The organism is Noviherbaspirillum album (genome assembly GCF_035916955.1).
GTDB lineage: Bacteria > Pseudomonadota > Gammaproteobacteria > Burkholderiales > Burkholderiaceae_D > Noviherbaspirillum > Noviherbaspirillum album.
In genome coordinates this window covers 332,022-345,404 of the sequence record NZ_JAWIIV010000002.1, presented here as the reverse complement: position 1 = coordinate 345,404, position 13,383 = coordinate 332,022, and the positions used below count along the sequence as shown (strand labels likewise).

Genomic DNA, 13,383 nt, shown 5'->3' with positions numbered 1-13,383 from the left:
CTACGCGAAGAAGCCATGCAGGAACCAGCCGGGTTCCTCGTCGTCGGCGCTGATACGTGCGCGGTATACCCAGAGGACCAGGTGAAACGACTCATTGAGCGCAACGAAATAGTCGCGGGCGATCACTTCGTCATCCCACCACCCGGTTTCGATTCGCTCCGGACCGATCAGTAGCCTCAGCGGTGCACCGTAGAACGGCTTGTTCTGGCGAGTGACCAGTGGGATCGGTGCTTTTAGCAACCAGGTCGGCCGCGGTGGGAAGGATGTGCCGGACAATCCGCTTTTGGCGGTCGCTGTCTTTGCAGGAACGGGAGCGACATGCACAGTGCATTTTTCCGGCCGATGGTCCGCCGTGATGGCGATGCGCGTGACGGCATCCGGACCAAGGCGGCTCGTTAGGCGCTCTATCAAGCGGCCGAGCATTTCAGATTGACTGGCGGCCGTCGGAAAGAGTTCAGTATTCGGCGCCGCTCGCTCCTCAAGCTCGTCGGCTGACAGCGTCATTTCAATGACCGACGATTCAAGAACGACCTTCGCTAGGTGCTCCTTCATTAGAAGCGTCAAGTGCTCAAGGTCCCGGCTGGCCGCGCCAAGCTTGATGTCAATCCTGGTCGTTGGACTCTTGCCCAGCCGGACCGTCTCATGATGCAGCAGCAATGAAAACTGGGTGACTGCGCTGAAACGGGCCGTGAGAAAGCCGGTCATTTGCATGAGTAGACGGCGGGCGGAATGCAATAGCAGTTCCGTTGTCTCGACACGGGCGCCGAGTTCAATGCGCTGGCAGAACCGCTCCGGCGCTTCGTACCACGCCATGAGCTCCGGTTCACTCCCGAAACAGCGATCCAGTTCAGTCAGCGCGGCCTTGCCGAAACGCTTGACGATGCTATTGCGCGGCAATTTCCTGAATTGGCCGATCGTCCTGCACGCAATTGCCTTCAAGGTTTCAGCATGAGGAGCCAGAGACTCGATGAGCGTGATAGGAAGCGCGTCAACGACGTTCGCGTACATGTCCTGGTCGGCCATGACACCATCATCGTATTGCGCCAGCCACCATACGGCCGTCGCCGTCGGCGCCGCGGCGATACTAGCCGTCAGCCCAAGCTCTTGGAAACCTTTTCTCAGCCGGTCGACGATAGCAGCTACCCCGCCGAACAGACGGAGGCTGGCTGACACGTCGAGCAGTAGTCCGGCCGGACGCAGCGAAACTTCGGGCGTGAAATGGAGCGCCCAAAGAGCCGCTTCTGTCAGGGCCTTTTCCTCTGCCTCGATGTCGCGCTGCACCAGCATCACGTTTGCAGAGCGCGTGCGCGCGCCAGACTCCGACATGCCAGGAACGATGCCGCATTCCTCAGCACAGCGACTGACCCATGCAACTCGCTTGGATTCGGTGATGACTAGTGGGACGGTGGCTCGCAGGTTCTCCTGCAGCGCCTCAGGCCAGCGTCGGAACGCCAGATCGAGGGGCAACTGGGGATGAAACGAGGCTATCCACATAGGGTGTCTCAACAGGTACGACGGTGCTGCGCTGGGCTCGGTCGAGCGCGCGCTTCATTGATGGCGGAAAGAACGCGGGCAACAAGACTGGAGCTGCAGCTGCGGGTCCGCGGCGCTTGAACACATCCACGGTGAGTTGTCCGAAAGGCGCGGGCTCGCACTGCAGACGCAACGGCGCCGGCGACGGCTCAAGTCTGGTGTTGGCCGGACGCAGAATGAAGGTGAGCCCGTCGGCGCCGGCGGCGACGACCTGCAAGCGACGAAGATGCTCGGCCTTTGCTGTGGGGTGCCAGCTGATCAACGCACCTGCGCTGCCACTTCTCAGAACCTGCTCTGCTGTCCATAAGCGATCGGCAGGCTTTTCCACGTTGATGATCAACACGTTCCTGACATCGATGCCGAACTGATCGAGCGCGGGCGCAATCAAGTCATGCGGAGAACCCAGCAAGACAATGGCTTTGCCGGCCTGAGATAACGACTTTAGAGCTGGAGCCAGGATACGAAACTCGCCGCCACCCTGATGGTTCCAGAGGATCTCGGTGAGCGCGGATACGTTCCAACCGTTCCCGGGCAGTTCCGCGTCCAGGCCGGAATAGCCGGTGGAAAGGGTCGTTACCCGAGATCTGCCAAGTGCGTCGGCTCGCCAGAGCGAGTCCCGCAGTGAATCCGCCAGCGCAAAAAACCGGTCGCGCTTCTCTGCTGCTGTACTGTCGCTTCCCGATATAATGGACAAGATTGCCTCTTCGATAACTATCCGCAGTTGCCAAACGAACACGAAACACATGTATATTTATACAGTGTTTACGGCAGTATAGCGACGCGAGGAAAGAAGTAAACCGCCACCTGCATGCCAATTCTTCAGCCTGCAAGCGCTCGGAACTAAAAGTTGATCATTCTGCGAACTAAAACCTGTCCAATTAGCTGTAGCACTACCCGGGCATCATTTAGTTCATGGTCGAACTAGAACTCGATTCGCGTAGCTTTTTAGCCACATGTCTACATTGGGCGAGTGGCGAGCATAAGAATTTGCATAGCGGCGCGTTCAAAAAAGCGGGGCCACTGAGTGAAAAGAAATGATTGACCGCACTCACGCTCTGCAGATGACGTGGCAAATCGTTCCGATCAGTTAATTCGCGCCGATATCACCTATACTCTTCTGACGAAACGCGGCTTTGTGTACCCGTTTGCGATGATGGACCGAACCAGCTTGCCGGCGCTGTCATGGCTCTACTTACCGCAATCGGATTTCTATCCGTATAAACGGTAGCACCTCTTTTTTTACACGATCCCATCGCAGCATTACAGGTTAGCGAAACTTTGCAAGGGCAGGATCATCCATTCTCTGTTCAGGCAATCCAGTTATCTGCGGGATTTCGGAAAGGCGCGGCATGCCCGCCTTAACGTTGACTTTGCCTTGTCTGTCTTTCCAGATAATTCCCGGCGTTCCGCCGATTCCAAATGCACTCATGATTTCCCCATTACTCCGGATTTTGTCGGCGATATCCGGCTTGGCAGTTGCCGAAAATTGCGGCGACGCTATCCAGGCTTTGCCGTGGTTTTCTTCCATCTTACGGAATGCAGCAGTTTGGTCCGCCGTGGCGAGCACTTCTATCGCTTTGGGCATGCTGGTCGGCCCAAGAGTGTCTACGAGGATCCAACGCACCTGCAGGCCTGCCTTTTCATAAGGCTGCAAGGCTTTCCATGTGTAATGGCAGAATGGGCAATTGGCGTCAACAAACACATAGAGCAAACTCTTCGGGTCAGACGTGGTGCCTTCGACTACGTAGGATGATTTTTCCAGTGTCTGAAAGACCGCTGCCATATCTGGCTTTGGGACAAACTGCGCTTCATATTGCTCAGACAGGTTCTCCCCGTTTTCCCCGATCAAGGCGCCGGCCAACAGCGTCTTCTTGTCCGCAGTGGTGAAAACGATCGAATGACGTCCACTCTGCGACAACACCCAACCGGTCAAGCCGGATGCCGCAGGAAAGGTTTTGACGACTTTTAAGCCAGCGTCTACGGCTTCTTGTATCGCTTTCGGGTATTTCTCCGTCGAGCAGGCGCTTAATGAGGTGGTTGCCAGCACAGCAGCCATGGCAAGGCGGGAAACCAGAGTGAATCCGGTTTTTTTCTGATTAGAGGTTATGTTTGACAGCATGCAGGTACCCAAGTAGCAGTTAAGTGATTAGATTGGTTGATCTTATGTGCCTACTTCTGGCGGGCACGCGCCAAAGATTGAAGAAACTTTGCCGGGTCCTGATACCCGATGACGCGGGCGCCGGTGACTTCGCTCCCGGTCTGATCGAAAAAGACAATGCCGGGCGGCCCAAACAGCTTGAACCGCTTGAGCAAGGCCTTGTCGTCGGCATTATTGGCCGTCACATCAGCCTGCAGCAGAAGCATCTCGGCGAACTGCGTTCTCACCCGTGGATCGGAAAAGGTGAATCTTTCCATCTCCTTGCATGACACGCACCAGTCGGCGTAGAAATCAAGCATCACTGCCTTGCCGGGACTCGAGGATAAAATGGCATCGAGCTCCCCGATCGACCGGATCCGCTTGAACTCTGTGGCATGAGGCGCTTGGCCAGTGAAATGGGCAAAAGGTGCCAAGGCATCCCGGCCACCTGTCGCCACTCCGACAAACTGAACCAGGCCAGCCACCGCGAACACTAGTGCCCAGGCCTTCGCCAACCAGCCACCACGACCCCGCGAGAACAGCCAAACAGCGTATCCCACGCCAAGTGCGCCCCAAGCCAGCATTTGCAATGCCGCCGGAATCACTGGCGATAGCATCCACAGCGCCGTCGCTAGCATCAGTACGCCAAAGAAGCGCTTCACGGAATCCATCCATGCGCCTGCCCGCGGCAGCAACACACCCGCAGACGCGCCGACCAAAAGCAACGGAATGCTCATGCCGACCGCCATTGCAAATAACGCACTCCCGCCGATCAAAATGTCGCGTGTATGGCTTATGTAGACGAGCACACCTGCCAGCGGCGCGGCCACGCAAGGGCCTACGATAAGCGCCGAGAGCGCGCCCATAATAAAAACGCCGACCAGCTTTCCGGCCGCCTGTCGTTCCGAGACTTGCAGAAGCTTTGATTGGATGGCGGATGGCATCTGCAACTGGTAGACACCAAACATCGACAGCGACAGCAGCACCATTAGCAATGCGAAGGTGCTGAGCACCCAGGGGTTTTGCAAACTAGCGGCCAATCCTTCTCCTGCAAGCCCAGCCGCAACACCGAAAAGTGTGTACACGATCGCCATCCCAAGCGCGTAAACTGCTGCTAGCAGCAATCCGCGTGCACGGCTCACCTTCGCCTGGTCGCCCACGATAATTGACGACAGGATCGGGACCATTGGCAGTACGCAGGGCGTGAACGACAAGCCAAGGCCAAGTAGCAGAAACAACGGCAATATGACCAGCAGGCGCCCGCTATTAAGCGATCCTTCAATCCTTCCCATTTCCGTGTCCACCGATGGGCTGGCGTTCGCGGACGTAGCACCGGTGACCGGAGTCAACCGAGCGGTGGACTCCATCGGCGAGTAGCACAACCCCTGATCGGCGCATCCCTGGGACGTGGCCCTTAAGCTGAAAGGCCCGTGCGCTTCTACCGGTATCCGGATCGTGATCGTTTTGCGGTAAGTCTCGACCTCCTTCTGGAACGTCTCGTCGAACTTTACCTTTCCTGCCGGGAGATGGGGTGCGCCGAGCTGCGCGCCCACTGCGGTGAAGTTGAACCGCTCACGGTACATGTAGTAGCCGTCAGCGATGGCGTAAGTAACTTCTGCTGTCCCTGCATCGACCATTCGTGCAGAAAACCTGAAGGCCACTTCTGGCGCAAGATAGTCATCCTCGGCGTACGCGACTGGCGACAGCAATAAGACGATGACTGCAAGCAGCATAATCACCATACCAAGCAGACTTTGTCCGTCTCTTTTTTTCATGATGCCGATAAAAAACGTTCTGCTTACTTTTGTTATCAAACTCATCCCACATGGGTCGGCGCTAGCATTGAGCATCAGGCACGCACGTAGCACCAGCCGTCACGCTGCATCTCTGCAAGCGCCAGAATCGATGCCGGTACCGTCTGCAACGGGCTAGGAGCGATTCGCTGGATGCGCTTTAGCGTGTTTTCACATATCAGGGTCAGGCAATCCGTGTCAGGCCGTGGTGTGTCCAGCACCGCAGCCACGCCATCGGCATTGACAAGAATTCGCACCTCCGCACCAGGAGCGGCTTGTCGCAGGTTGGCAGCATTGTTTCTGGCTCGATTAACAGCTTCTGCAGTTGGCGCATGAATCAGGACGCGTAGCGGTTGGGATGTTGGTTCCATATATTGTGATCGAAATTTTTAGTTGAGCTGTTCAAGTCTTCCCGATCCAGATGGCGTACGCCTAGCGGCTCTGCCCTTCTGACGCCTTGCTGGGCGACGATGTCGGAAAGGGCCGACTGCACCATTTCCTCAATCGTCGGATGGTAAAACGGCATTTCGAGCAGGCTTTCTGCTGTCTCGTTTCTTTGCATTGCCCATGCCAATAAATGCGCAATGTGTTCGCCATGGACAGCAAAAATGCTCGCCCCCAGCAAGTTGCCGTTGATGCGATCCGCGTAGATCCGGACAAGGTTGTCTTCCGTGCCCATTACACGGGAACGTCCATTGCTCTGGCCGGACGCGGAACCGATGATGATGTGCTCCGGGTCGAGCTGGTCAAACGGCGTGCCGACGAAAGCGATGTCCGGATCGGAAAAGACGATTGATAGAGACACACGCCGTTGGAACCGGATTGCTGCACCGTGTCGCGCGGCATTGAAGCCTGCGATCATCCCTCCATCGGCAGCCTCATGCTGCAGAGGTCGGTCTGCGGTGACATCTCCCGCGAAATATAAAGCGGATTGTCCTGCGCGCAGGGTGGCTGGATCAATTTGCGGCTGCCCATGTTCGTCGAGCGCAACACCTGCGGCTTCGAGATGCAGGCTATCGAGTGCCGGCTTCCGGCCAAGCGCAGCCAGAATCCAGTCGACCTGTTCAGTCGCCACACCATTTGAAATTCCTATACCAACCGCCGTCCGAGTCACATTGATAGGCTGTCCCAGCCACATGGTCAATCCCTTGGCGTGCTTGAAATGCTGTACCGCTCGGGCGCCGATCTCGGGATCGGTAATGCCAGCAGGCATGCTTTTGAGATCACCAGCGACGATTCGCACGCCAAGCCTTGACAGCGCCAAACCGATCTCCAGGCCGATGGCACCGACCCCCAGAATGCCGACTGCGCGCGGCAATGTTTCAAGTTCGAATAAGGAATCGGTAGTCAAAATCCGTGCCTGAATGTCGCGCAGGAACGCCGGCACGATCGGCGTGGACCCGGTTGCGATCACGAATGCTTTAGCCCTTACCGTTCGGCCGCCTACGGTTACGGCATCGGGAGCAATAAAGCGTGCCTGGCCCATCAGTAGTCGTTCCCCTGCGGCGGCGACAGTTCTGGTTGCCGCCCCACTGGCGAGCGCGTCACGCGTGCTTCGCGCGGCGCGCCAGAGATCATCTGGCCCGGTGACATCCAGCATTTGCCGCACGCCGCCGCCGATAAAGGCCTGTCCCTGCCATAACCCCCCAGCATGCAGCACAGCCTTGCTAGGCATGCAACCGACTCGCGCGCAACTTGTGCCAAGTGGTCCATGATCGATCAAGACATAGGTTTTACCGGCACGTTTGATCTCTTTTAATGCACTCAGCCCTGCAGTCCCAGCACCGATAATTGCGACATCAACGTCAATATCAGTATTTCGCACCGTATCTCCTAAGTGAGTTGACATGTATCGGGAATGACGTCATCGACTATCGCTACTCCGGGTTGCGCAGCAATTTGATGCTCTGTTCCAGAGTGGCAGCAGATAGTTCGCCAAGACGCCGATCAACAAGTCTTCCCTGCGCGTTAAAAAACAAAGTGGTTGGCATTGCAACTGATCCGAGTTGCTGGCCTACTTGCAGACGCGCGTCGAGCAAGACATTTTTGAGGTCCAGCCGTTCAGACTCCAGGTAATGCCGCACCGCCTCCGCCGCTTCCCCTTGATTGGCGAAAATGAAATTCACGTCGGGATGACGGACCTGCGCGTCACGCAAGACAGGCATTTCGCGACGGCACGGGGGGCACCAGGTTGCCCATAGATTAAGCACAATCGGCTTGCCCGTTAGCGTCTGTAGTGGTACTGGCGTACCATCAAGGCGCGTCAACGTGACTTGAGGCATCTGCGCCGGCGGCGTGTACCACACTGCTGTGGCCACCGTTGCGGCCACCCAGAACGACGCGCCGGCGGTCACGGCAAGGAGTACTCCTTTTCTTTTTCCCCGCTCGCGCCAGGCATACCATGCGGTCACGGCGAAAGCGATGAGCAAACCCACCGGGACAACAAACCCGCCATCACGGATGTCGAGCATGCTCAATAGGTTTGTCTTGTAGATGTCGATATATAACAGTACGAACGCAAGTCTCGCGCTGAAAAGGCTGGCTAGCGCAATCTTCCAAAGCAGCGGCTCAATATCGATTTGTCCGGACCGTCCAGCCCACTTTCCTACAGCCACGCCAATCACTCCAGAGCCAAGCAGCACGAGGGGAGGAATCGGAAGGGCGAGCGGCCCAATGTTAATCACGTCCATTTTTATTCGCTGTCATTTTAGTCGTGGACAGGGCGCAGCATGGCGTGACCCTGAACTCCTATGAAAACGCAATCGACATGGCGAGTTCACTCATATACGAGGGTCGCCGCTCCCTAACACCAGCTCAACCGCGCTCTGTGCTATGGGAAACTTCAATTACAGTACGCGATGCTACGCCTTGTACGTTAAGGAAGCGTTAACGCCCATTTAATCGCGAGGTCTTATACTGAGCTTCTTTTTTGAACCTGTTTCACCTCGTTTGAACCATGCGTATTCTATTGATCGAAGATGATGCTCTGGTAGCAAGTGGAATTGTTGCCGGATTGCGTTTGCATGCGATGACCGTTGACCACGTCACTACTGCCAAAGCGGCCAGAACTGCGCTTGATACAGGTCATTTCGATGTTGTTGTGCTTGATCTCGGCCTGCCGGATGAGGATGGCATGGCCTTTCTAACGCGGTTGCGCGGCGCAGGGAATTCCCTGCCGGTTCTGATACTCACTGCGCGCGATGCGATCGAGCATCGGGTGGCAGGCCTGCAGACAGGAGCCGACGACTACCTGCTCAAACCTTTTGATCTCAGCGAGCTAGTTGCCCGGCTACACGCGTTGCAAAGACGCATGGTAGGGCGCAGCACAAACTTGATTCGGCATGGCTCGCTTTGCTTTGATCCTGCGAGCCGCATTGTGACGCTGGACGGTGTGCCTGTCGAGCTGTCTCGACGAGAATTGGCTCTGCTCCAGGCATTACTGAACCATCCCAGGCGCGTACTGACCACAGAGCAGGTCAATGACAGCTTGTATGGTTTTGAAGAAAACGTAGAGAGTAATGCGATTAGCGTCCATATCCATCACTTGCGGCGCAAGCTGGGGCCGGGGATCGTCGAGACGGTTCGTGGGGTAGGCTATCGGCTTGGGGAAGCCGGGCCATGACGTTACGTTTGCGGCTGATGGTGATCATTGGCGTGTCCTTCACGCTACTGTGGAGCGTGACGTCGGTATGGATGTTCCTGGATGTCCGGGCGGAATTTCGTGACGCCCTGGATGAACGCTTGGCAGCGTCTGCGCGTATGGTCGCCGGTCTGGTTTCACAGTTACCGGAGGTTCAGGGAGCGCCGTCCTCTGTGCCGCAAGCCATGCTTGACGTGGCTACCAGGGACGGCGTCGCGTGCGAAGTCAGAATGCAACGCGGTGGACTTATTGCCCGTACGCACAATAGCCCGCAGGGACTCGGCATGGTCACGTCCGGGTATAGCACTCGTACTATCGATGGGTTGGAATGGCGAAGTTACACCCTTGAGCAAGGTGGTAAGCGTGTTACGACTGCCGACCGAGTCGACAAGCGCTTGGCCTTGTTGCGCAATATTATGCTCGCAACAGTGGTCCCCTTTATCGTCGCCATGCTGGGCAGCCTTGTTGTGCTATGGTTTGGCATTCGGAGGGGATTGGAGCCACTTGAGTTTATCCGGCAGGCTTTGGCCGATCGTAAGCCTGATGCAGCGACGCCCCTTCCAGCGGCGAAGTTACCGGCAGAACTGGTGCCCTTGATTGAAACTATCAACTTACTGCTCGGCCGTACGCAGAGCGCGATTGAACGGGAGCGCCGATTCACGGGTGACGCAGCTCATGAATTGAGGACTCCTCTTACCGCAGTCAAGACGCATATTCAGGTAGCCCGGCTCACAACGAACGATGAGCAAACTGCCATGTCTCTTGAGCATGCGGAGGAAGGCGTGCAGCGGCTGCAGCATACGCTGGAGCAACTATTGACCCTCGCACGCGTCGAAGGCCCGTTTTCCTTTGAGGGCGAGAAAACCGCAAGCGCCTTTGAAATCGCGCAGATTGCCTTGAATGAAATTCCGCCCGAGCCTAGGAAACGCATCGTCATCGACACGGTAAATGAGCAAAACGGACTGGCACTGCCACCGGTGCTCGTGGTAACGGCGCTGCGCAATCTCTTGGACAATGCCCTGCGTTACTCTCCGTCGGATTCGCCGGTTATCCTCCGCCTAAGCAGTTCAAAGGACACCTTCTGCTTTTCAGTGCTGGACTTGGGGCCGGGGATGGACGAACTTGACCGTGATCGTGCAGCACATCGCTTCTGGCGTAAGGGAACTGGCCAAGGGAGTGGACTCGGTTTGTCCATCGTGGAAGCCATTGCCAGGCGCTTTGGTGGCAGCTTCCGTTTAGTTAAACGCATGGAGGACGGGATGATGGCGCAAATCGAGCTGCCCTTGGTGAAATCGCCAAGGGCTTCAAGCACGACGCTTCAGCACTAACGTATATTGCACTGATGCAGTTTCGACCATTCCCGTCGTGCCTTTTGCTTTATCACAGTGGAGCATGAACACATGTCCGCATGGCCTGTCTAAACCAAAAGTTTTTAAGGTGAAGGCAGGCCCACTATGGCAATTAAATATGGTTTTGGAAAAATGGTTGACTTCTCTTTCGCACAAACAATCGACCGGGTTACCCATGTCTTGCAAGAGGAAGGCTTTGGCATACTGAGCGATATTGATGTGGCAGCTGCACTGAAAAAGAAGCTCAACAAGGACATTCCTCCGTACCGTATTCTCGGCGCGTGCAATCCACCGTTGGCCGACCGCGCCATCGCGGCCGAGCCATCCATCGGCTTGCTTTTGCCCTGCAATGTGGTGGTGCGTGAAGACGGAACCGGAGCCGTGCACGTCGAATTCATGAACACTGACGCGGTCCTGCAGCTCGTAGACAAACCCGGCATCGCTGAACTGGCAAGCGATGTACGACAGCGTCTTGAACGCGTCATGGCAGCCGTCTAGGTAACTTGGCTTAAGCGTATTTATTGTCGGTAAAAAAGCATACCTTTGAAGAGTCTCTTATGAACAAACTTGTCTTCGCTATGGGCGTGGCAGTCGTATTCGCAACTGGTTGCGCTGGTATGAGTGGCCAGCACGAGCCAGGTGGACCTCATGAAATGCAGGCACAATCCGGCCATCGCGGAATGGATGGCATGATGTCGAGGATGGACGGTAATGGTGATGGCATGATCTCAAAGGAAGAGTTCATGAAAGCGCACGAAGCCATGTTCGATCAAATGAAGGGCTCCAATGGCATGATCTCACTGCAGGATATGCAAATGCGCCGGCAAAGGATGATGGAGCAAAGAACGAAATAGCCGACCTGTTTTGGTCTGGTCTCAAGCACCTTGCGGCAGCCCCAGGTTTTGATTGGCCGGGACGGCGATGTCGATCAGTTTCGGCCTGGGCAGGTTCAGGTTGCCCATCAGTTCGATAAAGCTCTGCTTGTCCCGATTGGCCAGGCGACTGTTATTTCGCTTTTCCCAGCCTATAGTCGACACCGATTGCCCACTGTAATCGTGCCCAGGCCAGACCAGGTTCTCGTCGGGCAAGGTAAACAACTCGTTCGTGACACTGCCATACAGCGCACCCGCGCTACCGCTTTGGAAATCGGTGCGGCCACAGCCATTGATCAACAGCGTGTCGCCCGTAAAGACGTTGCCGTGCCAGACAAAGGACATGCTGCCGGCGGTGTGTCCGGGCGTATGTAACACCTTAATTTCCTCGTTGTCGCCGAAGCGCAGCACATCGCCGTGATGGAGTTGCACATCGGCTGGAGGAATGCAGCAACCGCTCGGCACTGCTGCCTTCGCGCCCGTCATCTCACGCAGCTTGCCTGCTGAAGTGACATGATCCGCGTGGGCATGCGTTTCCAATACATAGGCAAGCTTAAGTCCCAACCTATCCAGCTGAAGCGTATCGCGTTCCCATTGCTTATCGACCGGGTCAATGATCACGGCTTCCCTGCCGCTTGCCGCACGCAGGATGTAAGTGAAGGTGGACGATTCCGGGTCAAACAACTGAATCGGATGCATGCTTCATTCCTTTCAAATAAACAAACCAGTCGGCGATCATGCAAGGCTCTTCACAATCATGCCAATTGCCACCATGCCAGATACGCCTGCAAAGCCCTTTTGCAATTGAGGACCAGCCAGGTATACGGAGACACGGCGTCCGGCCAGCATGCCGGCGAGCGCGCCGCCAGTAAAAGGCATGGCAGCGTCCCAGTTCAGGCTGCCCGCCAAGGCACTGGAAGACACGCCGCTGATCGAAACCAGTGCAATGACGGCCAGCGAGGTGGCGACAATTGATTGCATGGCCAGATCGGTGCTGCGCTTTAGCGCTGGCACGATCACAAAGCCGCCGCCGACTCCGAGCAAGCCAGACAACAGCCCGGCGACCGTGCCTGACACGGCGAGCGCACGGGCGCAGCGGGTCGTCCAGATAAACCGACCTGTATCGCTGCTCCGAATGCACGGCAGCGCCGGATCATCTTTCACCCCACTGTTGGCCTCATCTGTACCCGCTTGGCGGAAAGTCCTGTATGCAACGATAAGCAGGATGAATGCAAACAAGACGCTCAGCCAACGGTTGTCGATCAGGCCACCGAGCCAGACCCCCGCAGGAGCAAGCAGCATGCCGGTCGCTGCCATGAGCAGTGCCGCCTTATAGCGCACGACGCCCGCCTTTAGACCAAGCGCGGCGCCCAAGGCGGCCGATATACCGACCGCCAATAGGCCGATTGGGGCGGCCTGTGACAATCCCAGGCCAGCGCCGAAAATCAGCAAAGGAACGGCCAGTATGCCACCGCCGGCACCGGTCAGAGCCATGATCGCACCTACCAGCAGCCCCAGTCCCAGCATCAGTACCATGATAAAGATCCGATTAATGCATCAATGTGGAAGCACACTTGGAGCGCATTGTCGCGAGATGTGCATACGCCTCATCTGCGGAATTAAGCCGCCTTTTGTTGCCGCTGAGCGGCCAACCGATCTTGGATTTCATAAATCGCCATGCCTGCAAGCATGGCCGTCACAAAAATCAGCGGCTTGCTACCGCCTTGGGCAAGTGACGCCAATGCAGGGCCTGGACAATATCCGGCGAGTCCCCAGCCAGTACCGAATGCCAATCCACCCAGCACGAGCCGCTTGTCAATCTGTGTCGCGGTCGGCAGCCGCATCACATCGCCCAGCCATGCCTTGGTGCGCCCCTTGGCAAATTGAAAGGCAATACTGCCAACCAGGACAGCTCCTCCCATGACAAATGCCAGTGATGGATCCCAGTTGCCTGCCAGGTCAAGAAATCCGATTACCTTGGACGGATCCGTCATACCAGAAAGAATGAGACCTAGGCTAAATACCAGACCGGTGATGAACGACATAACGACTTGCATGA

14 protein-coding genes are annotated in these 13,383 nt (G+C 56.5%); 4 read left to right on the top strand and 10 right to left on the bottom strand.

The annotated features are described in order from the left end of the window. The 7 genes from RY831_RS04460 to RY831_RS04430 form a co-directional block, all read right to left on the bottom strand. Positions 1-1,494, bottom strand: a complete 1,494-nt coding sequence (locus RY831_RS04460) for a Y-family DNA polymerase (protein ID WP_326505105.1) — start codon at positions 1,492-1,494, stop codon at positions 1-3. Beyond that, complete coding sequence (gene imuA / locus RY831_RS04455; protein WP_326505104.1) at positions 1,433-2,227, bottom strand: translesion DNA synthesis-associated protein ImuA; 795 nt, start codon at positions 2,225-2,227, stop codon at positions 1,433-1,435. The genes RY831_RS04460 and imuA overlap by 62 nt, the downstream gene beginning before the upstream one ends. 573 nt (positions 2,228-2,800) lie before the next feature. Continuing rightward, positions 2,801-3,652, bottom strand: a complete 852-nt coding sequence (gene dsbG / locus RY831_RS04450; RefSeq protein ID WP_194724085.1) for a thiol:disulfide interchange protein DsbG — start codon at positions 3,650-3,652, stop codon at positions 2,801-2,803. A gap of 50 nt (positions 3,653-3,702) precedes the next feature. After that, positions 3,703-5,445: a protein-disulfide reductase DsbD gene (gene dsbD / locus RY831_RS04445; protein ID WP_194724108.1), complete on the bottom strand. Its 1,743-nt coding sequence runs from the start codon at positions 5,443-5,445 to the stop codon at positions 3,703-3,705. A 74-nt stretch (positions 5,446-5,519) separates the two neighbouring features. Further along, positions 5,520-5,720, bottom strand: a complete 201-nt coding sequence (locus tag RY831_RS04440; RefSeq protein WP_326505103.1) for a hypothetical protein — start codon at positions 5,718-5,720, stop codon at positions 5,520-5,522. Between the two features lie 80 nt (positions 5,721-5,800). Beyond that, positions 5,801-7,288: a dihydrolipoyl dehydrogenase gene (locus RY831_RS04435; protein WP_326505102.1), complete on the bottom strand. Its 1,488-nt coding sequence runs from the start codon at positions 7,286-7,288 to the stop codon at positions 5,801-5,803. A 52-nt stretch (positions 7,289-7,340) separates the two neighbouring features. After that, positions 7,341-8,153 carry a redoxin family protein gene (locus RY831_RS04430; protein ID WP_326505101.1) on the bottom strand — a complete coding sequence of 271 codons (813 nt, stop codon included), beginning with the start codon at positions 8,151-8,153 and terminating at the stop codon, positions 7,341-7,343. Positions 8,154-8,419: 266 nt separating this feature from the next. Here RY831_RS04430 and RY831_RS04425 point away from each other — a divergent pair, with 266 nt between their 5' ends. The 4 genes from RY831_RS04425 to RY831_RS04410 all read left to right on the top strand — a co-directional run bounded on the left by RY831_RS04425 (position 8,420) and on the right by RY831_RS04410 (position 11,306). Continuing rightward, on the top strand, positions 8,420-9,085 hold the full coding sequence (locus RY831_RS04425; protein WP_194724081.1) for a response regulator: 666 nt from the start codon (positions 8,420-8,422) through the stop codon (positions 9,083-9,085). After that, complete coding sequence (locus RY831_RS04420) at positions 9,082-10,431, top strand: ATP-binding protein (protein ID WP_194724080.1); 1,350 nt, start codon at positions 9,082-9,084, stop codon at positions 10,429-10,431. Before RY831_RS04425 ends, RY831_RS04420 begins: the two co-directional genes overlap by 4 nt. A gap of 126 nt (positions 10,432-10,557) precedes the next feature. Further along, the gene (locus tag RY831_RS04415) at positions 10,558-10,950 is read left to right on the top strand and encodes a DUF302 domain-containing protein (protein ID WP_194724079.1); all 393 of its coding nucleotides are present in this window, start codon (positions 10,558-10,560) and stop codon (positions 10,948-10,950) included. A gap of 59 nt (positions 10,951-11,009) precedes the next feature. Beyond that, positions 11,010-11,306, top strand: coding sequence for an EF-hand domain-containing protein (locus RY831_RS04410; RefSeq protein ID WP_194724078.1), 297 nt, complete (start codon positions 11,010-11,012; stop codon positions 11,304-11,306). 21 nt (positions 11,307-11,327) lie between these two features. On the opposite strand, the gene RY831_RS04405 is transcribed toward RY831_RS04410, so the two are convergent. From RY831_RS04405 to RY831_RS04395, 3 genes are all read right to left on the bottom strand, one after another. Next, positions 11,328-12,023 (bottom strand): MBL fold metallo-hydrolase, encoded by a 696-nt coding sequence (locus RY831_RS04405; protein ID WP_194724077.1) that lies wholly within the window; start codon positions 12,021-12,023, stop codon positions 11,328-11,330. Between the two features lie 36 nt (positions 12,024-12,059). Next, positions 12,060-12,860 carry a sulfite exporter TauE/SafE family protein gene (locus tag RY831_RS04400; RefSeq protein WP_194724076.1) on the bottom strand — a complete coding sequence of 267 codons (801 nt, stop codon included), beginning with the start codon at positions 12,858-12,860 and terminating at the stop codon, positions 12,060-12,062. An 83-nt stretch (positions 12,861-12,943) separates the two neighbouring features. After that, complete coding sequence (locus RY831_RS04395) at positions 12,944-13,381, bottom strand: YeeE/YedE family protein (protein ID WP_194724075.1); 438 nt, start codon at positions 13,379-13,381, stop codon at positions 12,944-12,946. Positions 13,382-13,383: the final 2 nt, after the last annotated feature.

Bases quoted from the DNA above. Each gene is read 5' to 3' on its own strand.
- RY831_RS04430 (WP_326505101.1), bottom strand. From the start codon at position 8,153: ATGGACGTGATTAACATTGGGCCGCTCGCCCTTCCGATTCCTCCCCTC.
- RY831_RS04425 (WP_194724081.1), top strand. From the start codon at position 8,420: ATGCGTATTCTATTGATCGAAGATGATGCTCTGGTAGCAAGTGGAATT.
- RY831_RS04405 (WP_194724077.1), bottom strand. From the start codon at position 12,023: ATGCATCCGATTCAGTTGTTTGACCCGGAATCGTCCACCTTCACTTAC.
- dsbG (WP_194724085.1), bottom strand. From the start codon at position 3,652: ATGCTGTCAAACATAACCTCTAATCAGAAAAAAACCGGATTCACTCTG.
- RY831_RS04460 (WP_326505105.1), bottom strand. From the start codon at position 1,494: ATGTGGATAGCCTCGTTTCATCCCCAGTTGCCCCTCGATCTGGCGTTC.
- RY831_RS04415 (WP_194724079.1), top strand. From the start codon at position 10,558: ATGGCAATTAAATATGGTTTTGGAAAAATGGTTGACTTCTCTTTCGCA.
- RY831_RS04410 (WP_194724078.1), top strand. From the start codon at position 11,010: ATGAACAAACTTGTCTTCGCTATGGGCGTGGCAGTCGTATTCGCAACT.
- RY831_RS04395 (WP_194724075.1), bottom strand. From the start codon at position 13,381: ATGCAAGTCGTTATGTCGTTCATCACCGGTCTGGTATTTAGCCTAGGT.
- RY831_RS04400 (WP_194724076.1), bottom strand. From the start codon at position 12,860: ATGGTACTGATGCTGGGACTGGGGCTGCTGGTAGGTGCGATCATGGCT.
- RY831_RS04420 (WP_194724080.1), top strand. From the start codon at position 9,082: ATGACGTTACGTTTGCGGCTGATGGTGATCATTGGCGTGTCCTTCACG.
- dsbD (WP_194724108.1), bottom strand. From the start codon at position 5,445: ATGAAAAAAAGAGACGGACAAAGTCTGCTTGGTATGGTGATTATGCTG.